The sequence below is a fragment of the Asticcacaulis sp. MM231 genome, from assembly GCF_964186625.1.
GTDB lineage: Bacteria > Pseudomonadota > Alphaproteobacteria > Caulobacterales > Caulobacteraceae > Asticcacaulis.
Window position 1 is genome coordinate 361,258 of sequence record NZ_OZ075109.1, and the last position, 21,088, is coordinate 382,345.

Here is a 21,088-nt window from a genome sequence, read left to right on the forward strand (position 1 = left end):
TATGAATTACGAACCTTGCGGGCAGGGCTGGATTAATAAATTTTGGACGCACGAAGTGAAGGACCAGTCGCTGCTCATGAAGTAGACGATTTGCGTCCACCTTTGACAAGGTCGAACCAGGGCGCCAGGTGGAACAGACCCATCAGGGCGTACATAAGCCACATGCTGTTTAGGATGGTCCCTGCAGCCTCTGGCAGCTTGTACCCGAAAACGAACAGAGGGGGAGAGCTCATATCCATGCCCATCATGGCCATATGCTCGGCCATGGCGCCATGGCCTGACGAGGGGTTAACATAGAGGAGTGCGGCCAGGCCCCAGAAGACGGGCGTGGCCAGCAGATGGATAAATCCTTTCAGATAACGCATAACGCCCCCTCCGTGAGTGGCTGACTGTGTCGGTCATTTATGAGATGTCTGTCCGTCCATGCGCATGATGCCGCCGAAACGGGAGAGTTTTTGCAAACGCTCCTTCGGCATGCTAGCTTCCGCCTTGGTCAGGGCCTCCGACAAGCGGCGGGCATCGGCCGCCGGTACGCCCGCCTGTTCCAGGGCAGCCTGCGACCTTATGCCATCGCCGGCGCACAGGACGACCCGCCACCCGCCATCGCTCATTTGCAATAGGGCGCGTCCGCCCATGGTGCCTTGCGACCAGTCGACCAGCGCGTGGTCCCCAGACACCAAAACCGGATCGAGCTCAAGGGTAACGCCTGCCTGGTCGAACTGTTTATGGAGTGTGTCGCGGATCAGCGCGTCGGACGAGTCAGTCTTCGGCGCACAGGCCGTTATACCGAGGCCGGCGACGAGCAGTAGGACGATAAGGCTTCGTTTCATGGTTAGGTTTCTTGTAATTGAGGGGCGGCGTATCCGCCGCCCAGGTGATGGCTTAAAACCGGTAGGCGACGCCCGCGAAAACACTGCGACCTTCGCCAGGGTAGAAGACATCGGTCGAGGCGGTGCGTGCATCGGTCACCGCGCCGAATTCCGCGACATATTTTTCGTCGGTCAGATTGCGGGCATCGATGTAAAGCGTGACGCCAGACTTGAGCTTCCAGCCGGTATTGAGGTTCAAAAGCGCATAGCCCGGCGCCTTCAGGGTATTGGCATAATCGACATAGACCTTGGACAGGCGCCAGTCGATCGCCGGCTCGACGAAGAAGCCAGACGGATGGGCGTAGTTGAGCGCGATACGGTATTGGTGCTCCGGCACGACCGGCAGGCGGCCATCGCCATAGATCGGATCGTTGTCAAACCTGAAATCCGAATAGGCATAGGTCTGGCGAACGACCAGCTTGCCGACCGCAACCGGCGCCCGCCAGTCGAGACTGGCTTCCAGGCCCTGGTGGACTGTGTTGCGAGCATTGAAGAAGGCGGCCGGATACCCCGTCGCGGCGCTGAAGCTCAACAGCTCGCCCTTGATCTGCGCGCGATAGAGCGTGACGTCCCAGGTGAAAACGCCGCTCTTGCCACGGGTGCCGAGCTCACCGGTGACGGCCTTTTGCGCGCGCACGGGCACGAATTGCGGCACGGGCGACTGGACCAATGCGCCATAGTGCGGCGGTTCCACCGACTGCGTGATATTGGCGTAGATCTGGGTGCCCGTATCGCCCTGCCACAGAAGGCCGATGCGCGGGGCGAACCAGTTGAAGTCCTTTGAAGCGTTGTTAGTGGCGTTCAGGCGATCCGTATAGTCACGGGTCGCCTTGCCATAGGAGGCGCCGAGCACCACGGCAAGCTTCTCCGTCGTGAAATAACGGCCCTCCGCGAAGATGTCGAGACCTGAAGCTTCCTGGTGACCACGGCCGAACTGGAAGCCGCTTTGTCCACCCATATTGACGTAGAGACCCTGATTGCTGGTGCCCTGACGATAGGACAGGCCATAGAACAGATCGGCCTTATGTCCCCCTAAGGTGCCGTTCCAGTCGAACCGCCCGAACAGACCCTGGGTGTGGATTTCCTGATCGATGACGATCGAAATGGGATGATGCAGGCTGGTCGCGGTCGCGTAGATACCCCCTTCGAAGACGAGGTCATCGCTCAGACGCCAGTGGGTCTGCACGGTCATGCGACCGACCTTCTGATCGCGCGCCCAGTCGTTGGCCTCGACGCCCGCCCCGGCGTTCTCAGGTGTTGTCAGAGCCGCGTTCAGACTAAGGGTGCCTGGCACCTCCTGGTTGATGTCGGCGCCGGTGACGATCAGGCGGACCTCCTGCTCTTCACCGAACGTGTAGCCCACATTAAGCGAGGCGCGGGTTTGATCCTGCTTACTGTGCGTCCGGTAGCCGTCGGCCTTCATGGCGCTGACGGAGGCATAGACGTCCCAGTTGCCGAGGGTGCGGGCAATCGCGCCATTGCCGCGCAGGGTTCCGAATGAACCGCCCTCGACACGCAGGAGATTGGCGGACTTCAGCCGTCTTGCCGGTCGGCGTGATCAGGTTGATGGCGCCGCCCAGTTGCGCGCCACCGAAGCGCAGGGCGTTGCCGCCCTTATAGACCTCGATATAGCGCGCGTTCAGGGCGTCGACCTTCTGAAAATCGGAAAAGCCGTCGGCATCTGCGAACGGAACGCCATCTTGCGCCAACAGGACCCCGCGCTGGTGATAGGACTGGTCGATGCCGGAGCCACGAATCGACAAACGTGATTCTTCGCCGTAGCGCTTGTTGGACAGGACACCCGGGACGTCACGCAGCAGGTCTGGAAATCCAATGGCCAGACGCGTTTCATAGGTTTCATTGGCGACAACGGATACCGAACCGGGTGTGCGGGCGAGGGCGGCACGCGCCTCTTGCACGACCTTCGGATCTTCTGGGTTCTTCTGTGCGGTCACGATAACCGTCGTGACGGCGTCTTGGCCGTCGGTGGTTTGTGCCAGAACCGGCGTCGTCAGAAGCGCGCAGGCCGCAGCGCTGATATAGAGGTAGGATTTCATAAATAGTCCCAATTGGTCGATAGATATTGGGCCTTATAGCCACCTTTATCCCTGAAAACCCTTGGACACTTTGTCCAATGGCAGATCGTCACAATAAGGGAGAAGCTGCGTGCCTCTAAAAGAAGGGGCATTGCATGAAACCGATAGCCGCCATAACCGTCCTGGCCTTGTTGGCCGGCGCAGGATGCTCGCGTGAACCGGCCTCTGATCATGCGGGCGCGCAGGGTGATACGAAGTCGTCTGTGTCGTGGCCGGTTGTATCCGATGTGGTCGCCGGTGACCTGACCATCAGCGAATACGCGGCACGTGCGACCCTGGGCAACGGCACCACCAGTGCGGCCTATCTAAAGGTCACCAATGCGGGCAAGACAGATGATAGTCTGCTGAGCGTGACTTGCGACTGCGCGACGTCAGTGTCGCTCCATACGATGAGCATGGACGGTAATATGATGAACATGGGGGAGGCGAAGGATGGCTTCCCCATCCCAGCAGGGCAATCCCTATCGCTCACCCCAGGCGGCAACCATATCATGCTGGCTGGCCTGAAGGCGCCTCTGAAAGACGGGCAGACAAAGACGGTCGTTTTGACCTTCGCCAGGACCGGCGCCGTTAAGGTGGACCTTCCCGTAACGAATACCTTGTCGTCGGACGGCATGTAACCGGCGCAAGGAGGCTATTCGGTTGCCAGGCTTAGCTTTCTTTGCAGGTTCCGCCGCCCGATCCGCAAACGACGGGCTGTCTCGGAGACATTGTAGTTGGTGTCCATCATGGTGCGATTGATCTTTTCCCACTCCAGATCCTTAAGCGTGGTCTTCTCGGTGGGAATAGGGACCTCAAGCGAACCGTTGGTACGGCCGAAGGCGGACAGGATATCATTTACCCCGACGGGTTTGGCCAGATAATGACAGGCGCCCGACTGAATGGCACTCACCGCCGTCGCAATGCTGGCGTAGCCGGTCAGGACGACAATCCGCATTTTTGGAACTCAAGGCGTGCAAACCGGCAAGGCAGTCGAGCCCGGACGCGCCGTCCATGCGCAGATCAACCACGGCGAAGTCAGGCTTGAACCTGGGAGCGGCCCGCAGGGCATGTTCCGTCGAGTGGGAGATATAGACCTTGAAACCGCGGCGCGTGAAGGCGCGGCCGAGGCTTGCCGTCAGGTCTGGATCATCATCGACGAGCAGGACGTTTTGGGACATGACGATGAGAGACCTTGCGCACAAAGGCAATACGAGCGGGACTGCACGACTTATAGCCTCTCGCAACAAGGGGCGCACTTGGTCACTTTGTCCAAGTGACAAACTGCCCCGTGTCGGTCGTCGTGCGGATATGACAATGAGGCATTTGGAGGATGTTCATGATGCCGGGAATGCCCAAGATGAGCACCAAGAAAACGATTTTGCTGGTGGATGACGACGCTGTACTGATGGACAGCCTGCGGGCGTCCTTTCGGCGCCGCGGTTACCGCGTCGTCTCCTGTCAAAACGCTTCGGCCGCCATCGCCGTGGCTGGTGAGGTCTCGCCGGACATGGCCGTTGTCGACCTGAATCTCGGAAAGGGGCCGAACGGCCTTTGGTGTGTTCAGGCTCTTAAGGCACAACAACCCGAGTTGACGGTTGTGCTTCTCACCGGTTACGCCAGCGTAGCTACGGCCGTTGAGGCCATCAAGTTTGGCGCGTGTCACTATGTGTGCAAACCGGCGTCAGTTCCCGATATTCTGGCTGCACTGGGTGAGGCGACACCATCACCGTTAGCAGAACCCGAACCTGCTCAAGTCTCGGTTTTAAGGGCCGAGGAGTTGAAAGGGATACAGGAGGTGATGACTTTAACGGGCGGCAACATATCCGAAGCGGCCAGACGCCTGGGCCTTCATCGCCGATCACTTCAGCGAAAGCTGAAGATGTTAAGTTAAGCGAGACTGGGCGTGCGCTTGAACAGTCGAGGTCACGGACATCACGAGAGAATGTATTCGTCGTATCCCCATCCTACTGTGAGATACAGCCCGCGGCAGACCCGGGCGGTCCACAATCGGGAAAATGCCGAAAGCGCAATCTCGTAGCACGCCTGTTTAACAAATCTAAAAACTGAAGTAGGGGTTTTACATGGCACGACACAACCTAGGAATTTCACCTCGGTTGCGTCAGCCTTGGTTGAAAATAGCAAAGAATGCCCTTTGACCTCGGAAGCCTAACGCTCAATAAACAGAGGAAATGCTTAATGAAACTCCAAACTCTGGCTCTACACCACGCCTATAAGCCCGAGGCGCCACAGCGTCCGGCGGCGGTGCCAATCTACCAAACAACCTCCTACACATTCGACGATACACAACACGGAGCGGACCTGTTCGATCTGAAAGTTGCCGGCAATATCTATTCCCGTATTATGAACCCGACCACGGCCGTTCTGGAGCAGCGCGTCGCTGAAATGGAGGGCGGTATAGGTGGCTTGTGTGTCGCGTCCGGCATGGCCGCCATCACGGCAGCCATAGAGGCCATTACAGATGCCGGCGACAATATCGTTTCGGTTAGCCAGCTTTATGGTGGCACCTATAATCTGTTCATGCACACGTTTCCGCGGCAGGGGATCGAGGTCCGCCTTTTTGCAGCCGATGATTTTGACACGCTGGAACGCCTGATCGACACCAGGACCAAGGCGGTCTTTTGCGAATCCATCGGCAATCCGGCCGGAAATATTGTCGATCTCAAGCGCATCAGTGAAATTGCCCACCGTCACGGCGTCCCGGTGATCGTCGATAACACGGTCGCTACCCCGTTTCTGTGCAGACCCTTTGATTTCGGCGCGGACATTGTCGTCCACTCCCTGACCAAATATATCGGCGGCCATGGCAATTCCATCGGTGGTATTATAGTCGATTCCGGCAAGTTCGATTGGACCGCTCAAAAGGCACGTTTCAAGGCTTTGAATGAGCCTGACCCCTCGTATCACGGCGTCGTTTACACCGAAGCGTTTGGGCCGGCGGCCTATATTGGTCGGTGTCGCGTCGTGCCGTTGCGCAACAAAGGCGCGGCCTTATCCCCGCATAGTGCGTTTCTGATTATAATGGGGCTGGAAACCCTGTGTCTTCGCATGGAACGCCACTGCAGCAACGCACAAGCCGTGGCGGAGTATCTCAATAGCCACCCTAAGATTGCCTGGGTCAATTATGCGGGATTGCCGGACAACCGGTATAATGCTTTGGCGCAGGCCTATACCCGGGGCAAGGCCTCGGGCATTGTGTCCTTTGGCATTAAAGGCGGGCGTGATGCTGGCGCGACTTTTATCGACGCCTTGCAGATGATCTATCGTCTCGTGAACATCGGCGATGCCAAATCGCTCGCATGTCATCCCGCCTCCACCACGCATCGTCAACTCGGCCCGGATGAACTGGTTAAGGCCGGTGTGTCCGAGGACTTGGTCCGGTTGTCGATCGGCATTGAACATATCGACGACATCATCGCAGATGTGTCGCAAGCTCTGGATAAGGTATAAGGCAGTTAGGGCGCGGTTGATTCCGCGCCCTAACTCCTCTGGTGCGCTATGAAAGCTCACAACTTAACATAGGCTTCTGTATCGACGATGGAATCGCAGACAAAGCCCAGCACCGATATTAGGATTGCATGTACCGATCCGGCCGGGACTGCAACGCTCACCCAGCCTGTTTCCGACCGGATGATTTAGCAACCAGCAGGCTTCAGGCGGTCGTTTTAAATATCGAGCGCACCCTTGCCAGGCGATTTACGTTCCATCCTCGAACATAGACGATTGCATGGCGATACGGTGGGGGCAGAGCCATGTGCGCCACCCCGTTCTAAGGGATCGAAAGGTCAAGGTACGAGCGGTCTGCTTTTCCAGGTTTGCCTTAACGTGGCTGCTGAGCGGGCCGTGGCATCGAATCCGAACCTTTTTATTGCTGAAAATCAATCGTTGATGTTTTTTCTGGCGAACTCACAGAACTCGTCGTCGCAGCTTAAATGCGGGCCCATTATTTTGCTCAGTTAGGGAACATTCTCTTCTAGCAAACTGCTTAAAAAGGAGCCTGCCCATAGGCCTTATTGTGCACCTCGCGACCCGCTTCACTTGGACACTCTGTCATCGCGAGTCGGACGTCAGAAATTCACGCCTATGCTCAATGACACGTTGCGCCCTTCGCCGGGCAGAATATAGCGCGCGACGTGAAGATGGCTGGCGGCATAGTAGCGTTGATCGAACAGATTTTTAACATTAAGCTGAAGCACGACCGGCTTGCCTGCCGTATTAAATCGGTAGCCCTGAACCAGGTCGACGCGCGTATATCCCGGCAATACGGTCGTATTGGCTTCGTCGGCAAATCTCTTGCCTTGAGCATAGACGCCGGCGCCACTGAACAGGCTATCGCTCCATTGATAGTGACCGAAGACGCTCAAGGTATCACGTGCGGTATTGGCCATGCGCTTGCCGATGAATTCACTGTTACGCGTATACCGGGCATCGATATTGGCATAGGCCATATCAAGCGATAGGCGCTCGGTTACTTGACCGTTGAGGGTGGCCTCCACACCTTTCGAACGGCCTTCACCAGCAATGGTCTTGTCGTAGATATAGGCTGTGGATGGATCATCCGCCAGAAGGTTCGTCTCGTCGAGTTGATAGGCCGCTAAACCCGCGCGAAGCGTGCCGCTGGCGAAACGGCCTTTCCAGCCGACTTCGTACTGCGTGCTTCGACGCGAAGGCAGGGACTGGTTAGCCTTGCTCGTCGCCTGGTTGGGGGCCGTCCCCGTCGCATAGGACGTATAGACCGTTTGATTGAGCGTTAGGTCATAGGTGACGCCAGCCTTCGGATTGAGGCGGTGTTCCTGCCGAGACAGAGTTCCTGCCGTTCCGTAAAGGAAGTCCTGGTCGACATATTCTACGCCTAGGACCACACCCAGCTTCCCGGCATCGATGCGGTCCTGCAGGGAATACAGCTGACTATTGAGGCGAAGATTGGTGATTGTCTGCGCCAAGGTCCCCGTCGGCGCGACGACTAGGCCATATACCGGATTGAAAATATCGATATTGGGGCTGTTGGCGGCCGGAACGCGGAGAGATTTTAGATCGAGTGTCTCCCGGTACGTTTCGGCGCTGGCATAAAGATTGTGGGTTAACGACCCTTGGGGCAGGCTTGCGACGAGCGAGGCCCGAACATTATCTGTCTTGCGCGTGCTTCCAGGTTCGTAGGCGGTGGCGCGGGTATAGACACCCGTCTGGCCGGCGACTGCACTGAACACCGAATTGCGGATGGAACTCTGTTCGCTGTCGGCGTGGACAGCGTCGAGGTACAGGGTGACGGCGGGGGCCAGCTTAAAATCGGTGTGGACGGTATAGATGCGATTGTCGGTCTTCGAATGGGCGAACGGCTCACCGAGTTGGCGGTCCAGAGGGATCGCGGCGGGCTTGCCATTGATCGCCGGAACCCCAAAGTCCGGCTGGTAGCTTTGATTGGTGCCTTCGAAGTCGAAGAGCAGATGGTAGGCATCGCTATGGCTTTTCGCGATGGCGAATTTGACGCCATCGAGCGTATCGGAGACATGGCGCCATTCGCTGGCCGAAGAGTGGCCGAGAACCAGGCGCGCAGCCAACTCCTTGTCCTTGGAAATGACGAAATTCGTATCGTACCAGGCCTCGGATTGATTGTGCGCTCCGATCAAGCCGTATACCGAGCTGAAATCGCGCAATTGCGGCGTCTTGGTGATGATGTCGACAGTTCCACCCGGTTCGCTGCGTACGGCCGCCGTCGCGCCGGCACCACGCACCACGTCGATGCGGCCGATAAAGCCTTGTGCATAGCCATAGTTCGACAGTCGGGCCCCGTCGCGCAGGATGCGACTATTGCCTGTTCCGCTGTCGGCGATGGCACCGCGCAAAATGAAATTGGGCGAATGTGCGCCGGTGAAGCTGAGATCGGCCTGAGCGCCAGGAACATTTCGCAGCGCATCCTGAAAACTCGTGCCACCCTGGGCCGTAACCGTGTCGAGATCGATTGTGCTGGTCGACAAGGGGACCTTGCTATCGGGCGCAGCCGCCCCGAGGCCACAAGTCTGGAGTTTACCCTTGACAATGACCTCGGTCGCTCTGTCGTCCGCCGTTGCCTGAGCAAAGGCGGAACCCGATACGCAGAGGCAGGAGATGGCAACAGTGAGCAAAAGATGCGATTTCATGGAGGCCCCAATTTGAGTTTAGGGCGGTATAGTCGGCATCGGCCGTCAGCGCACTTGGGCACTTTGTCCAAGCAACAAGTCCACCATAGTCCACGATGAGACGTTTCGTCCGATAGACAATCTGTCAAATTTTAATAGCCGGTTCAGCGCTGCATTAGTCGATTTTGAGCTTCGTCGTTCGGAACAATTGATGAAGCAGTCTACTAAACCCGTTCAGTCCGATGATTTCTGGTCGCGGCTGGCCGTGACGCCTCATCGGAGGGGCAGACGGTTAATGCCGCGCAGAGCGCCCCGACCATCGTTACGCTGGGACAACTCGACAAGATGACCATTGAAGCTGAAATCGCATAGGCCGACGTAATCAACATTACGCCGGGCATGTCGGTTTACTTTACGATCCTTGGGGCGCCGGATCACCGGTATTACAGACATATCCGAAAGATTGAACCGGCACCTACGACCTTCACGTCAGAGGGTATCCACGACGACGTGCAGGCGATGATCCTGGAGGGAGACCTTGTCGCGGCGCAACTCCTAGCTGTCTACTTTTGCCTTCGGGGCTCCCCCAATCTCCATGCATGTGGTCCAAAAGGAGTTAAGATACGGCTATTTCGCCGTTCGGTTCTGTTCACGGGCCAGCCGCTTAGCGAGCAATTTTCGTGACCGCTCGGCATAACTACGGCATGCCCCAGGTTTGTTGTTATATCGCCCTTCGCCCGCATTGTCGGGGTGTGCGGAGATCAGTATGTCGCATGCCAGCCCGTCCATACGCCTGTAGCTCGCCTCGAAACCTCTGACGATCGGAGCGCTCGAAGGGGCGATATAGCGATAGGCATCAGCCGACACGGGGTTGAGGCTAGACGCAAAGACAATTGACTTGCATGTCTTGCCCTCACATGCCTGCCAGCCCCAACTCATACTGCCGATCGTGTGCCCCGGCGTCGCGTGCGCGGTAATCGCCGTACGGCCTAGCTTTAGTACTTCGCCGTCCTTCACCACGCGCAACCGCGTCACAGGCGGCCATCTGCCGCCATAGTCGAACTGCGGATCGTCCTTGGCCAGCGCTCCCAATCGCAAACCATCGGCACCTCGTAGGCTTGCGACCACGGTCGCGCCAGTAGAGCGCACAAGTGCGGCAAGCCCGCCGCTATGGTCGAAATGCGGCTCAGTGCTCAGAATAAATTTGATGTCTTTGGGATCAAACCCCAACTCGCGAACATTGGCCAGGATTGCTGGTGCCGCCTGGGGCAGTGCGCCATCGATAAGCACCAGCCCTGCGCCTGTGTCGATCAGCGCAACGCTAAGCCCTTGGAAGCCGACGAGATAGCTGTTCCCGAAAATCTTCTCGGGGGGTAAAGGCGCGAGCCATTCCTTGGCCCTTTCTACCGCCATCGGGCGCGTCAAAGGGTCATCTGTAACCGGTTCATCTATACTCCCCGCACTCGCGATCATCGGGGTATGTGCGTCTCCCATAATAGCCAGCGGCATATTGCTCGCAGCCAGCAGTAGGGTCGCAATTGTCGTTATTGTAATCATCTTAGTCTCCCTTTGCGGTCTAGGATGCCAATTGATACCGCACCCGACAAAGCATAATTTCTGGACAAAGCCATGAGTATAATTCATGGTTGGTCATGGACCGCGCCCAACTCCCACTCAATGCCCTGCGCGCTTTCGAGGCGGCAGCGCGGCATCTCAACTTCACCCGAGCAGCGATCGAACTTTGTGTTAGCCAAGGCGCGGTCAGTCATCAGGTGGGGCAGCTCGAACGACGCCTCGGCACGCGCCTTTTTCACCGCCTGCCGCGGGGCCTCGCACTAACCGATGAGGGCCATGCGCTCGTCCCCGTGCTCGCCGAGGCGTTCGACCGTCTTTCCGCGACGCTCGACCAATATACCGAAGGTCGCTTCCGCGAGGCGCTGAAAGTCGGTGTCGTCGGCACTTTCGCAACCGGCTGGCTGCTGCCGCGCCTGGATGCGTTCGCTCGTGCGCACCCATCGATTGACCTGCGCATCTCGACCAACAACAATCGCGTCGACCTGGCCGGTGAAGCGTTGGATTTTGCTATCCGCTTCGGTGACGGCGCTTGGCATGGAACCCATGTCGAACCTCTTATTGCGGCACCGATGGCCCCGGTTTGTGCCCCGGCCATTGCGGGGCGGCTCCAGTCCCCCGCCGATTTCGTCCACGAAAGACTGCTGCGCTCCTACCGTCCAGACGAATGGGCGCTCTGGTTCAATGCCGCAGGCGTGCCGGCGCCAGTCCTGCGCGGTCCGGTCTTCGACAGTTCGGCGCTGATGGCAGTGACGGCCGCAGCGGGACTTGGCATCGCGCTTGTGCCGCCCGCGATGTTCATGCGCGAACTTGCGTCAAAGTTACTTGTTCAGCCCTTCGCAATCACGATTGATGTCGGCCGTTACTGGCTCACTCGCCTCCTGTCGCGTCCCGAAAGTGACGCGATGCGGCGCTTTCGGAATTGGTTGATGGAAGAGATTGCGGCCGACCCATCCCAATCTTCATAATGTAATAGCGTCGGCTTTAGGGAACTGACAATGCGGGCTTTCTCCACTCCCCTTTCCCCTGAAATTCGCACGGGCTGGCGCGGGACATGCCTGTTCGTCGGGCGCTGGAGGAGGTGGGCCTTCCTTACGAGGTTCGAGGGGTTTCATTCAAGGCTTTAAGGGCACCTGCATTCTTTGAAAAACAGTCGTTCGGTCAGGTTCCTGTCTTTGAGGAGGGCGCCCTTGTCCTGTTTGAAGCGGGTGCCATCGTCCTTCATATCGCTACGCGCTATACGGGATTGCTGCCAGACAGTGGCCGAATAACTTGATATCACCATGTTGTGGATGTGCTAGCCAGCGACCTCTTCCGCTATTACCCTTTTCGCAAAAATGGTAATATATTTATTTAGGAGTGTGTGTTATTACCGTTTTCGCGAAAAAGGTAATAGGCATGAAAATACTCGACCATACCTACCAGACTTTGTATTCCGAGCTGGCGCAACGCAGCTTGGACGCACAGTTTTCGGAGGGGTTTTCTATCGACGGTCGTTTCATCTCGATGGAGAGTGGCGAACGACGATACTGGTATTTCGACCTGTCGAAAGAAGGAGGCGGAAAGCAACGCACTTATGTTGGCCCAGTTGATGATCCTGTCATCACAGAACGAGTTGAAAAGTTCAAGGATCTTAAGGCGGATAATCGCGCACGACGTAAGCTTGTCTCAACCCTTGTACGCGAGGCGTACTTGCCAAGGCCTGAAATATTCGTAGGCAACATAATCGGAGCTCTTGTGGAGGCCGGCTTCTTCCGCCTCCGGGGTGTCATGGTTGGCACGGTGGCGTTTCAATGTTATTCGGCTCTTCTGGGCGTTCGTCTCTCGAATACGATTATGCAGACGGGCGATGTCGATTTTGCCCAATTCCATTCTATATCGGTAGCTGTCGGGGATACGATGCCGCCGGTCATCGACGTGTTGCGCCAAGTAGACCCAACATTTCGGGAAGTACCTCATCAGGCCGATAACCGCTATTCAACCCAGTTCATCGCCCGATCTGGTTACAAGGTGGAGTTTTTGACACCGAATACCGGCTCGGATGACTATGCCGGCAGGCCGGCACAGATGCCCGCACTCGGGGGAGCCTCGGCGCAGCCGTTACACTTTTTAGATTTCCTAATCCATCAACCTGTACGAGCCGTAGTGCTTCACGGGGCGGGGCTGCCGATACTTGTGCCCGCGCCGGAAAGATATGCGATTCACAAACTCATCGTCGGGTCTCGTCGCCGGATCGATGACGATGGAACGGCGAAAAGTCGCAAGGACCGTCAGCAGGCGCAAAGCTTAATGGAGACAATGATCGAACTCCGGCAAGGTGACGCTGTCGCGGATGCATACATGGAAGCTTGGGACCGAGGTCCGGCGTGGCGTGAAGCCATTGAAAGCAGTATGCATTATTTAGGGAATGAGGGTCTTCTCGCAAATTTAGCAGCGAGTATGAGGCGTCTGGGCGGTGACCCTTCCGGTTACGGGTTGCGGTAGTTGCCTTGCACTCGAGTGATCTATTAACACACCATTTAGCACAAATATTTTTCAACGTATAAAATTCTATTTATCTTCAATAAGATGTGCGAATTTCGCTGCGGCTCATAACCTGAAGGTCGTCAGTTCAAATCTGCCCCCGCAACCAACTTAACTACGCCTTCGGGTGTTGTGACAGGAAGTCCATCAGAATGCATAACACAGACCCCCGAGGCGAAAGCCAAGAGGTTTTTTTTGCCGGTATTGGCTTGATGGCGTCGAAATATATCAGCTTACCAAGAACTGACGTACCTCAGTTGAGATGATCGGGGGCAGTGTCTCTGGGACATCAGACACTGCTCGCGACTCCAAAGAGGTGGAACGGGAGATCACATGCACATTCTGTTTGATTGGCCGCAAGCTTTAGCTCGTCTACCTACGGCACAGGCGCAGGATCTCGTCAACAACGGCCTCGCGCCGCTTTTCTGCATGTTGCTCTTCGCCCATATCATGTTCAAGCAAATGGGCGACGGTCCAGCGATTGGACACGTTGTAGAAGCACAGTGCACTGATCGACGTATGTACGTCGATGGGGTTGAGGTCCTGCCGAAACACGCCCATGGCCGCGCCGCGTTCGAGAAGCCGCGTAAGCTGCTGAAGGGCAAATAGTCCGCGCGTCTTAGCCTCTTTCAGAAACCCCATATGCTCGCCCTGATGAATGTTTTCGACCATCACGAGACGGACAAATTCAGGATGTTCCATATGGTAGGTGAACTTCAGCCGCACCAATCGTGCCAGAGCCTCTTCGGGGGGCAAGTCTTCCACACGGATGGCCTCTTCACGTGACCGGATATCGGCGTAACAGCGTTCCAGAACGGCGCGATAGAGGCCTTCCTTATTCTCGAAGTAGTAGTAGATCATCCGCTTGCTGGCGGCCGTCAGTCCACCGATATCGTTGATGCGGCTGCCCGCCAAACCGTCACGGGCGAAGGCATGGGTAGCGATCTCCAGAATGTCTTCTTTTGTACGCTCCGGGTCATTGATACGTGCGTTGCTGGTCGCAGAGATCTTCTTGGGGGCGGCGGTAGGCTTTTTCATCAATCGGCTATTTTCGCGTTTCTGGTTCACGGGCCGTCAAGCTGTCATCGCGGCAGGGGCGCGGTCAACAAAAAACCGTCAGGCGCCCTCGGGCGCGAACTGCTCAAAGGCCGCCATGGCGTCGGCGGCATACATAAATGACGGGCCGCCCCCCATATAGATCGCCATGCCGAGGACTTCGCAAAATTCTTCGCGCGTGACGCCGAGCTTGATCAGGGCCTCGGTATGGAACCCGATGCAGCCGTCGCAGCGCGTGCTGATGCCGATACCTAAAGCAATCAGTTCCTTGGTTTTCTTATCGAGCGCACCGTCGCGCAAGGAGGCGCCGGCGAGACCGGAGAAGGCCTGGGTGACGTCCGGCAGGTTCTTGCGAAGCGTCTTCAGGTTGGCCGAAAGATTGGCGGTTATCGCGGGATAAGACTTGTCCATGGGGTGTGTCCTTTACATGGAGGTAGACATTTAGCGTGGTGGATAGGCTTTCAGCGCGTCAGCCAGATCATGACCTGTGGCGACTTCGGCAACGATCCTAAATTCCCAGGCCTCGCGTGCCTCTGCCTGCAGAATCGCAGCCTCAGCCTCGTCGGGCGGCAGGACGAAGACGCCATCAGCATCACACAGTACCAGATCGCCGGGATGTACGACCGTACCGCCGACGCCGACCGGCGCGTTGATGCGTCCGCCAAGGTCGAGGCGCCGTGTGGTAAGCGGGCTGGCGCCACGGCACCATACTGGTAAGCCAATCGAGGCAATCTCAGACAGGTCGGTGACCGGGCCATCGACGACCACAGCGGCCACACCCTTTTGCTTCAGGGCAAGGGCTACTATGCCACCGACGCAGGCGTAGAGATCGTCATGCAACCGGTCGATCATCAGGATATCTCCCAGCCGCAGTTCTGCCAGAACCCTGTGCAACAGGCTGGAATCGGGGCCGGGTAATGCCAGGGTTACGGCTGTACCAGCTACAGGCGTGCAATCGCCAAGGGGGCGGATATCACGCCGGCAAAAGCCCCACAGATGGGTGTGGCCAAAGGTCGAACTGTGCAGCCGCGACAGGCGTGCCAACAGATCTGGAGACGCAGGCTTTGGCATGGGATGGATATCGTATCTATCCATTGGGGTGGCGGGGGTCACAGGTTTTGAAGTGGATCAAGAAGTCCGCGACATAGGCGGTGAGCCATTCGGTCATGGCGGCCCCTGCGGCGGCGGTGGAGAGGGTGGCGTCACCGCTGCCTATGCCATCGCCAGCCACCTGAGTGACGTCGAGCGGGACGTCGATGGTCCCCCCCTGAAACTGAAGACCGCTGAACTGGTTGGTGATTGGCAAACCGAGTGCGGTCTTGCGTTCAGCGCCTTGCCACAGGGCCGGCCTCATCAGATCGGGAGTCAGGTGCATGGCGACGGAGGTCAAAGGGTCGGCGCCATGACCGCGCACTTTTGACGCATGGGCACCGTGGATATCTGACCACACGCTGTCGGGCATCAGGCGCCACAGGTTGAGGCTGGGCACGATGATTCCATGTTGGCGCCGAAGCTTGTGCGTGACGTCGGCAATCAGGGGCGCATTGGTCGAGTGACCGTTGCAAATAACTATATGGGCGATGTCATGATCGAGGAACGAGGTGATCATATCTTCCAGAACGCGGCTGAAAGTTTCCGCGCGTAACTGGATGCCGCCGGCCATGCCACGGAAAAACTCCGCATAGCCAAAAGGCAGGACCGGGGCACAGATAGCCTTGGCGCGTTCGGCCGCGGCCAGGGCGATCTGTTCGGCCACCACATAATCGCCCATCGGGGCATGCGGGCCCTGTTCTTCCTGTGAACCGAGAGGAAGGAGGATAACCGGTTTGTCGCCCTTCAGGCGTTCTGCGAATTCAACCCAGGTCAAATCCTGCAAGGCATGACGGCGTTTGGTCATATTGTGCCCTCCGCGTGCAGCACCTTATTGAGCGCCAGTGGAATTTGCTGACGCACGCGGACCGACAGCTCCATGTCGATCGGCGCGCTGACAAAGCCTACGCCTTCCGAGACGCGGGCGACGACAGCGCCCCACGGATCGACGATCATCGACTGGCCGAAGGATTGGCGGGGGCCGCTGGGTGTGTTGTAACCGCCCCACTGGGCCGAGGCCAGGAACCAGGTTTCGGTCTCGATGGCGCGCGCCCGGATCAGAGGTTCCCAGTGATCCTTGCCGGTCAGAAGCGTGAAGGCGGCGGGCAGGGCGATCAGGTCGGCGCCTTGCTTCATCAGGCCTTGGAACAATTCTGGGAAACGCAGATCGTAACAGATGGCGCAGCCTACGCGCACGCCTTCACAATCATAGGTGACGATATCGCTACCCCTCAGGATGGTCGCTGATTCATGATAGGCGACGCCGTCAGCCGTCGTGACATCGAACAGGTGGATCTTGCGATAACGCGCCACTTCTGTGCCGCTTCGGTCAAAGACCACCGTCGTATTGTAGGCTTTGCCAGGGACGCCGGACTGTTCATAGAACGAGCCGCCGTAAATCCAGACCCTGTTCTCACGGGCCAGGGTTTGCAGAAGGTTGTAGGTCTCGCCGCCGGTGGAGGGCTCAGCCACGGCGGCAGCACCGGATGAGCCGCCCAGCCATTCGCAATGTTCTGGCAGCAAGATCCAGTCGGGCTGATCGTGAAGAACGGCCGTTTCGACCAGCTCTCGGATTTGCTTGAGGTTGGCCGCCTTGTCGTTGCGGCTGTTCATCTGGATGACGGTGGTTTTGAGCATGGTCTTTTACTTTTTACGCGGGAGCGCGCCGTCGTAGAGCGCGTTGAACATCAGTTTGAAGGCGCCTTGTGTCTGGGCGCGCAGCGCCACTTCGGGACCAAACAGGAAAACCCGCCCTGAGCCATAGGACAGATCGACCACGGCGGCGGTGCCTTGCAGATAGTCGGTGCCGAGCGCCCAGCCGCTGTGAAGCAGGTCCTTGCCCTCGAAACGAATGGGGGTATGGGCATCTATGGCTTCGGGTTTCAGGCGAAAGACCGGGCTGGAATCGAAGAACAGATCGACCTTTGGTTCCAGACCATAGCCGAGCGGGGTGGTCGGGTCGGTCGTGGCGGTCAAGAGGGCGCCGGGGATATAGAACTTGGTGCGCGGCAACACCTGTTCCTGCCTATCGACCATCTGGGTCGTGCCATTTTGTACCGGTAGGTCGAAGGCATCGATAATGCCTTGCGAGGTACTGCCGATCGCCATCAGGGCGCCGCCATTTTTCACAAAAGCCTTGAGTGCAGGGATGGTTTTGTCAGGCGTGATCGTGCCAAGCCAGCCGCGATATTCGGCTGGAATACGCGCCGGATCGGGTTGTTTATGATCGAATTTGCCACGGAACATGCCGCCACCCTTGTTGGTGAAGCGGTTCGGCAGCAGGCTGTCGGACATCAGGACGATGTCATACTTGGCGTTAAGGCCGCCCTTGTCGAGCTCCTTTGGATGTACGACCGTATATGGAAATTCAAACTGCTCGAAAATCCAGCGTGTCCAGCCCGACGGCATGACCCCGCCATAGATATCGACCAGAGCGATACGCGGGCTTTTAAGGGCGGTCTTGGTGGAGGCGGGGACGGCGGCAAGCGCATAGGCGTCGATCCCCAGTTCGGTCACGGCGGCCTTTATGATGGCGGCGGATTGCGGCGTGTTTGGCACCCAGATCGCGCCCGATTCCGGTGCGCCGTCGCCCACAGCCGTGGGCTCGCTCAGCCAGAACGCCTTCTGTTTGGCCTTCATCAGCCGGTTGGTCAGGATGAAGCTGTTATTAGTGGCGTGGCTGATCAGGAAACCTGCCTTGCCAACGCCCGCAATCTTGCCCGGATACGGCTTCAGAACAACGTCGACCGCTTCTGTGGCAACGCTTACGGCATCCTGAGCCTTGTCAAAATGAACGCCCATCTGGTAGGCGAGTGTATAGCCGGAGGCATCGGCCGGTGGGATCGGCGGACCGCCGGGATATTCGAAATTCTCGGCATAGTCCTGGGGCTCGAACATATCGCGCAGATGCGGACGATAAGCCTGCGCCGCCTTGACGATATAGCTGCCGGCCGGATAGGTCTTGCCGGCTTGCGTGAAGCCGGTTATGGCACGCTCGACTGTGACGCCCATCTTGATAAGGGCATTCAGGAACCGCACGGCGGTCGGAAAATCGTGCTGGTTAGGGCTGATGATATAGGCGCGGGCATCACGATAGGCCGGATCGTGCAGCACGTCGTCATAGAAACGCAACTCGATGGCGCTGGAGCCCGTGGTGCGCGTCGGCACCGGTTTCAATCCGGCCGCGGCGGAGGCGGCATGCAGGGCGGTAATGCGGTCCGGCGTCACCGTCCAGCTATCGCGGTTGCCGGCGTCGATACTGTCCTTGCCCATGCGATAAATATTGTAGAGCAGTTTTTCGCGGTTGGAGGCCGCGTAGGTCAAGGTGGCGCGGTTAATCGAGACGCTGTAGGCGACCGATTGCGCCATGGTCCACATCTGCGGCGCGATAGGCGCGGGCTGGTCGTTCTTCGGCAGTTGCCGCTCAGGTACGAGTTGTATGGGCTCCGGCACGACACCGCCGATGATCTCGACCAACAGACCAATGGCGTTGTGAAAATAGGTCGAGGTGCGCAGGTTGCCGTTGGTCCAGGTATCGTAATGGGCACTGGCGCGTGTGACGGCGCCGACCTTGCCTTCGGACAGCAGGCGGCTGTTCAGTGCCGCGCCGACCTCTTGCAGACTGGTCATGGCCAGCGGATTATAGTTGTAGTTGAAGGGATCGCGGAACGGCGGGATGAAAACGACCGTGCCGGCCGGGCCGACCTGATGCTGGTTAAGCACGATCTGTGGCCGCCATTCGTGGTACAGAATACGCGTGATATTTTGCGTCTCGGCCATTTCCGCCATGTAGAAGTCGCGGTTGTTATCGTGACCGATATAGGGGTGATAAAGCTTGGGCAGGCTGTCGAAATTGGTTTCGCGCTCGGCCGGATTTTTAAAGCGCATATACCAGTCAGCGACATAGTCCTGACCGTCCGGATTGTCAGCAGCGAACAGGATGATGACATTGTCGCGGATTCTCTGCGCTTCGGAATCATCACTCGCCACCATGTCGTAAACCTGCTGGATCAGGGCGTGATCGGTCTCGACCTCGCTGGCATGGATGCCGCCATCAACCCAGACGACCGACTTGCCCTTGGCGGCCAGCGCGCGCGCCTCATCGTCCGTCAGCCCCTCGGCGCGACCAAGACGCGCGGAGATGTCCTTGTAGGTATCGAGCAGGGCGAGGTTTTCCGGGGAGGAGACAATTGCCATGATCTGACGGCGTTTCTCGGTGGTTGCACCGATATCGACCAATTGGATGCGATCGCTTTGTGAGGCCAGCACCTGCCAGTATTTTACGGTATCGCTATAATTGGGCACATAGCGATCTTCCCCCATGACATGACCCAGTACCGCCTGGGGCGGGCTTATGGGCGCCTTGGCAGGCGCACTGAGTGCGGTCGTGGCCAGCAGCAGGCAGGCGAACGCGGCGATGGCGGTGGTTTTGCGAATCATAAGGAAGGATTCCGGAAGCGGTCGGGTGTGAAGGCGATCACCGTGAAGGAGATGAAAGCGGCCGACATCACGTAAAAGGCGGGCGCGATATTGGAGCCGGTCTGTTGCACTAGCAGGGTGGCGATGAAGGGGGCGAAGCCGCCGAACAGCATAACGGCTCCGTTATAACCGATCGACAGCGCGGTATACCGCACACGGGTTGGCAGTTGCTCGCACAGAAAGGTGGGCCCCACACCGCTGAACAGACCGCTAAAGATCCCCGCCACCGCCGTGGTCAGGATGACGGAGGCGCCTGTGCGGGCATGATCCATATAAGCAAAAAGCGGATAGGCGATGATCAGGAAGCCGCCGGCGCTCATCAGCAGGAAGGGCTTGCGGCCGATCTTGTCCGACAGGAATCCGGCCAGAGGAATGACGAGGATATTGGCCAGCGCCCCGACCAAGGTGCCGGTATAGGCGATGCTCGGCGCCACCTTGAGGATCCGGATGGCGAAGCTGACGAGAAAGGCGCCGAACGTGTAGCCCGCAACCGTCCATATAATGACGCTGCCGAATATGGTGGCGACGGCGCGGCCATGCTGGGTCAGGGCTTCACGCAGAGGTTTGACCGGCGTAGCGTCTGCCTCGGCCGTGTAGTGCGGGGTATCCTCGACATGGGCACGCAGATAGAAGCCGACCGGGGCCACCAGAATGCCGAGCAGGAAGGGGATACGCCAGCCCCAGGCATCGACCGAGGCGGCCGGCAATATGAGATTGAGCACCAGGGCCGTGCAGACGGCGGAGACGACGGCCAGCGATGTGCTGAGCTGTTGCAGCGCGCCAAACAGGCCGCGCCGGTGTGGTGGGGCGTATTCGACGATGAAGGTTGTGGCGCCACCCCATTCTCCGCCGGCGGCAAAACCCTGCACCAGACGGCAGATGACCAGAAGGACCGGCGCGGCGTAACCGATATGGGCATAGGACGGGATCATTCCGGTGATGCCGGTCGAGGCGGCCATCAGGAACATGGTTATGATCAGCGAAAACTTGCGACCAAAGCGATCACCCAAAGACCCCAGCACGATCGAACCTATCGGACGCATGACGAAGCCGACGCCATAGGTGGCGAAGCTCGACAGGATTGAGGTCAGGGGATCGGCGGCCGGAAACATGGCGCGGCCGATCTGGGCGGCGAAATAGCCATAGATGATGAAGTCGAACAGTTCGAACCAGTTGCCGATCATGGCCGAGCCCAACGCCTTGGCGACGGCTTTTTTCGACGGAGGCGCTTTTAGGGTTTCAGAGGTCGGCACAGCAGAGGTCAAAACACAACTCCGGTCGGCATGAG

The 21,088-nt window shown here is 58.1% G+C and carries 20 protein-coding genes and 1 pseudogene; 6 read left to right on the top strand and 15 right to left on the bottom strand.

Annotated features, from left to right (window positions below; genetic code table 11):
- Positions 1 to 74 precede the first annotated feature (74 nt).
- The 4 genes from ABQ278_RS18430 to ABQ278_RS18445 are packed head-to-tail and all read right to left on the bottom strand — an operon-like array spanning position 75 to position 2,926.
- Positions 75 to 365: a hypothetical protein gene (locus ABQ278_RS18430; RefSeq protein WP_349322485.1), complete on the bottom strand. Its 291-nt coding sequence runs from the start codon at positions 363 to 365 to the stop codon at positions 75 to 77.
- 33 nt (positions 366 to 398) lie between these two features.
- Positions 399 to 830, bottom strand: a complete 432-nt coding sequence (locus ABQ278_RS18435; RefSeq protein WP_349322486.1) for a copper uptake system-associated protein — start codon at positions 828 to 830, stop codon at positions 399 to 401.
- Between the two features lie 52 nt (positions 831 to 882).
- Positions 883 to 2,292 carry a TonB-dependent receptor gene (locus tag ABQ278_RS18440; RefSeq protein WP_349322487.1) on the bottom strand — a complete coding sequence of 470 codons (1,410 nt, stop codon included), beginning with the start codon at positions 2,290 to 2,292 and terminating at the stop codon, positions 883 to 885.
- Positions 2,261 to 2,926 (bottom strand): Plug domain-containing protein, encoded by a 666-nt coding sequence (locus tag ABQ278_RS18445; RefSeq protein WP_349322488.1) that lies wholly within the window; start codon positions 2,924 to 2,926, stop codon positions 2,261 to 2,263. Before ABQ278_RS18445 ends, ABQ278_RS18440 begins: the two co-directional genes overlap by 32 nt.
- Before the next feature lie 134 nt (positions 2,927 to 3,060).
- Between ABQ278_RS18445 and ABQ278_RS18450 the strand changes: the two genes are divergently transcribed.
- Complete coding sequence (locus ABQ278_RS18450) at positions 3,061 to 3,585, top strand: copper chaperone PCu(A)C (protein ID WP_349322489.1); 525 nt, start codon at positions 3,061 to 3,063, stop codon at positions 3,583 to 3,585.
- A 14-nt stretch (positions 3,586 to 3,599) separates the two neighbouring features.
- Here ABQ278_RS18450 and ABQ278_RS18455 read toward each other — a convergent pair whose 3' ends face one another.
- Both ABQ278_RS18455 and ABQ278_RS18460 read right to left on the bottom strand, forming a co-directional pair.
- Entirely contained in the window at positions 3,600 to 3,902 is a 303-nt protein-coding gene (locus tag ABQ278_RS18455) for a helix-turn-helix domain-containing protein (RefSeq protein WP_349322490.1), read from the bottom strand.
- Positions 3,799 to 4,125 carry a response regulator gene (locus tag ABQ278_RS18460; protein ID WP_349322491.1) on the bottom strand — a complete coding sequence of 109 codons (327 nt, stop codon included), beginning with the start codon at positions 4,123 to 4,125 and terminating at the stop codon, positions 3,799 to 3,801. The genes ABQ278_RS18455 and ABQ278_RS18460 overlap by 104 nt, the downstream gene beginning before the upstream one ends.
- Before the next feature lie 179 nt (positions 4,126 to 4,304).
- Between ABQ278_RS18460 and ABQ278_RS18465 the strand changes: the two genes are divergently transcribed.
- Both ABQ278_RS18465 and ABQ278_RS18470 read left to right on the top strand, forming a co-directional pair.
- Entirely contained in the window at positions 4,305 to 4,838 is a 534-nt protein-coding gene (locus ABQ278_RS18465; RefSeq protein ID WP_349322492.1) for a response regulator, read from the top strand.
- 305 nt (positions 4,839 to 5,143) lie between these two features.
- Entirely contained in the window at positions 5,144 to 6,415 is a 1,272-nt protein-coding gene (locus tag ABQ278_RS18470; RefSeq protein ID WP_349322493.1) for an aminotransferase class I/II-fold pyridoxal phosphate-dependent enzyme, read from the top strand.
- Between the two features lie 617 nt (positions 6,416 to 7,032).
- Here ABQ278_RS18470 and ABQ278_RS18475 read toward each other — a convergent pair.
- Both ABQ278_RS18475 and bla read right to left on the bottom strand, forming a co-directional pair.
- Positions 7,033 to 9,102, bottom strand: a complete 2,070-nt coding sequence (locus tag ABQ278_RS18475; protein ID WP_349322494.1) for a TonB-dependent siderophore receptor — start codon at positions 9,100 to 9,102, stop codon at positions 7,033 to 7,035.
- A 606-nt stretch (positions 9,103 to 9,708) separates the two neighbouring features.
- Positions 9,709 to 10,554 (bottom strand): subclass B3 metallo-beta-lactamase, encoded by an 846-nt coding sequence (bla, locus tag ABQ278_RS18480; protein ID WP_349322666.1) that lies wholly within the window; start codon positions 10,552 to 10,554, stop codon positions 9,709 to 9,711.
- Positions 10,555 to 10,733: 179 nt separating this feature from the next.
- On the opposite strand from bla, the gene ABQ278_RS18485 reads away from it, so the two are divergent.
- The 3 genes and pseudogenes from ABQ278_RS18485 to ABQ278_RS18495 all read left to right on the top strand — a co-directional run bounded on the left by ABQ278_RS18485 (position 10,734) and on the right by ABQ278_RS18495 (position 13,137).
- Complete coding sequence (locus ABQ278_RS18485; RefSeq protein ID WP_349322495.1) at positions 10,734 to 11,621, top strand: LysR family transcriptional regulator; 888 nt, start codon at positions 10,734 to 10,736, stop codon at positions 11,619 to 11,621.
- A gap of 74 nt (positions 11,622 to 11,695) precedes the next feature.
- Positions 11,696 to 11,911, top strand: a pseudogene (locus tag ABQ278_RS18490) (glutathione S-transferase N-terminal domain-containing protein); the annotation flags it as partial.
- Between the two features lie 140 nt (positions 11,912 to 12,051).
- The gene (locus tag ABQ278_RS18495; RefSeq protein WP_349322496.1) at positions 12,052 to 13,137 is read left to right on the top strand and encodes a GSU2403 family nucleotidyltransferase fold protein; all 1,086 of its coding nucleotides are present in this window, start codon (positions 12,052 to 12,054) and stop codon (positions 13,135 to 13,137) included.
- A 411-nt stretch (positions 13,138 to 13,548) separates the two neighbouring features.
- Here ABQ278_RS18495 and ABQ278_RS18500 read toward each other — a convergent pair whose 3' ends face one another.
- The 7 genes from ABQ278_RS18500 to ABQ278_RS18530 form a co-directional block, all read right to left on the bottom strand.
- Complete coding sequence (locus ABQ278_RS18500; protein ID WP_349322497.1) at positions 13,549 to 14,214, bottom strand: TetR family transcriptional regulator; 666 nt, start codon at positions 14,212 to 14,214, stop codon at positions 13,549 to 13,551.
- 78 nt (positions 14,215 to 14,292) lie between these two features.
- The gene (locus tag ABQ278_RS18505) at positions 14,293 to 14,643 is read right to left on the bottom strand and encodes a carboxymuconolactone decarboxylase family protein (RefSeq protein ID WP_349322498.1); all 351 of its coding nucleotides are present in this window, start codon (positions 14,641 to 14,643) and stop codon (positions 14,293 to 14,295) included.
- 30 nt (positions 14,644 to 14,673) lie between these two features.
- Positions 14,674 to 15,303 (bottom strand): RraA family protein, encoded by a 630-nt coding sequence (locus ABQ278_RS18510; protein WP_349322499.1) that lies wholly within the window; start codon positions 15,301 to 15,303, stop codon positions 14,674 to 14,676.
- A 16-nt stretch (positions 15,304 to 15,319) separates the two neighbouring features.
- Positions 15,320 to 16,129 carry a creatininase family protein gene (locus ABQ278_RS18515; RefSeq protein WP_349322500.1) on the bottom strand — a complete coding sequence of 270 codons (810 nt, stop codon included), beginning with the start codon at positions 16,127 to 16,129 and terminating at the stop codon, positions 15,320 to 15,322.
- Positions 16,126 to 16,959: a carbon-nitrogen hydrolase family protein gene (locus ABQ278_RS18520; RefSeq protein ID WP_349322501.1), complete on the bottom strand. Its 834-nt coding sequence runs from the start codon at positions 16,957 to 16,959 to the stop codon at positions 16,126 to 16,128. Before ABQ278_RS18520 ends, ABQ278_RS18515 begins: the two co-directional genes overlap by 4 nt.
- 6 nt (positions 16,960 to 16,965) lie before the next feature.
- Positions 16,966 to 19,761 carry a M14 metallopeptidase family protein gene (locus tag ABQ278_RS18525; protein ID WP_349322502.1) on the bottom strand — a complete coding sequence of 932 codons (2,796 nt, stop codon included), beginning with the start codon at positions 19,759 to 19,761 and terminating at the stop codon, positions 16,966 to 16,968.
- The gene (locus ABQ278_RS18530; protein ID WP_349322503.1) at positions 19,758 to 21,065 is read right to left on the bottom strand and encodes an MFS transporter; all 1,308 of its coding nucleotides are present in this window, start codon (positions 21,063 to 21,065) and stop codon (positions 19,758 to 19,760) included. Before ABQ278_RS18530 ends, ABQ278_RS18525 begins: the two co-directional genes overlap by 4 nt.
- Positions 21,066 to 21,088: the final 23 nt, after the last annotated feature.

Bases quoted from the DNA above. Each gene is read 5' to 3' on its own strand.
- ABQ278_RS18430 (WP_349322485.1), bottom strand. From the start codon at position 365: ATGCGTTATCTGAAAGGATTTATCCATCTGCTGGCCACGCCCGTCTTC.
- ABQ278_RS18515 (WP_349322500.1), bottom strand. From the start codon at position 16,129: ATGACCAAACGCCGTCATGCCTTGCAGGATTTGACCTGGGTTGAATTC.
- ABQ278_RS18470 (WP_349322493.1), top strand. From the start codon at position 5,144: ATGAAACTCCAAACTCTGGCTCTACACCACGCCTATAAGCCCGAGGCG.
- ABQ278_RS18520 (WP_349322501.1), bottom strand. From the start codon at position 16,959: ATGCTCAAAACCACCGTCATCCAGATGAACAGCCGCAACGACAAGGCG.
- ABQ278_RS18475 (WP_349322494.1), bottom strand. From the start codon at position 9,102: ATGAAATCGCATCTTTTGCTCACTGTTGCCATCTCCTGCCTCTGCGTA.
- ABQ278_RS18440 (WP_349322487.1), bottom strand. From the start codon at position 2,292: ATGAAGGCCGACGGCTACCGGACGCACAGTAAGCAGGATCAAACCCGC.
- ABQ278_RS18450 (WP_349322489.1), top strand. From the start codon at position 3,061: ATGAAACCGATAGCCGCCATAACCGTCCTGGCCTTGTTGGCCGGCGCA.
- ABQ278_RS18455 (WP_349322490.1), bottom strand. From the start codon at position 3,902: ATGCGGATTGTCGTCCTGACCGGCTACGCCAGCATTGCGACGGCGGTG.
- ABQ278_RS18435 (WP_349322486.1), bottom strand. From the start codon at position 830: ATGAAACGAAGCCTTATCGTCCTACTGCTCGTCGCCGGCCTCGGTATA.
- ABQ278_RS18460 (WP_349322491.1), bottom strand. From the start codon at position 4,125: ATGTCCCAAAACGTCCTGCTCGTCGATGATGATCCAGACCTGACGGCA.
- ABQ278_RS18485 (WP_349322495.1), top strand. From the start codon at position 10,734: ATGGACCGCGCCCAACTCCCACTCAATGCCCTGCGCGCTTTCGAGGCG.
- ABQ278_RS18500 (WP_349322497.1), bottom strand. From the start codon at position 14,214: ATGAAAAAGCCTACCGCCGCCCCCAAGAAGATCTCTGCGACCAGCAAC.
- ABQ278_RS18495 (WP_349322496.1), top strand. From the start codon at position 12,052: ATGAAAATACTCGACCATACCTACCAGACTTTGTATTCCGAGCTGGCG.
- ABQ278_RS18525 (WP_349322502.1), bottom strand. From the start codon at position 19,761: ATGATTCGCAAAACCACCGCCATCGCCGCGTTCGCCTGCCTGCTGCTG.
- ABQ278_RS18510 (WP_349322499.1), bottom strand. From the start codon at position 15,303: ATGCCAAAGCCTGCGTCTCCAGATCTGTTGGCACGCCTGTCGCGGCTG.
- ABQ278_RS18465 (WP_349322492.1), top strand. From the start codon at position 4,305: ATGAGCACCAAGAAAACGATTTTGCTGGTGGATGACGACGCTGTACTG.
- ABQ278_RS18505 (WP_349322498.1), bottom strand. From the start codon at position 14,643: ATGGACAAGTCTTATCCCGCGATAACCGCCAATCTTTCGGCCAACCTG.
- bla (WP_349322666.1), bottom strand. From the start codon at position 10,554: ATGATCGCGAGTGCGGGGAGTATAGATGAACCGGTTACAGATGACCCT.
- ABQ278_RS18445 (WP_349322488.1), bottom strand. From the start codon at position 2,926: ATGAAATCCTACCTCTATATCAGCGCTGCGGCCTGCGCGCTTCTGACG.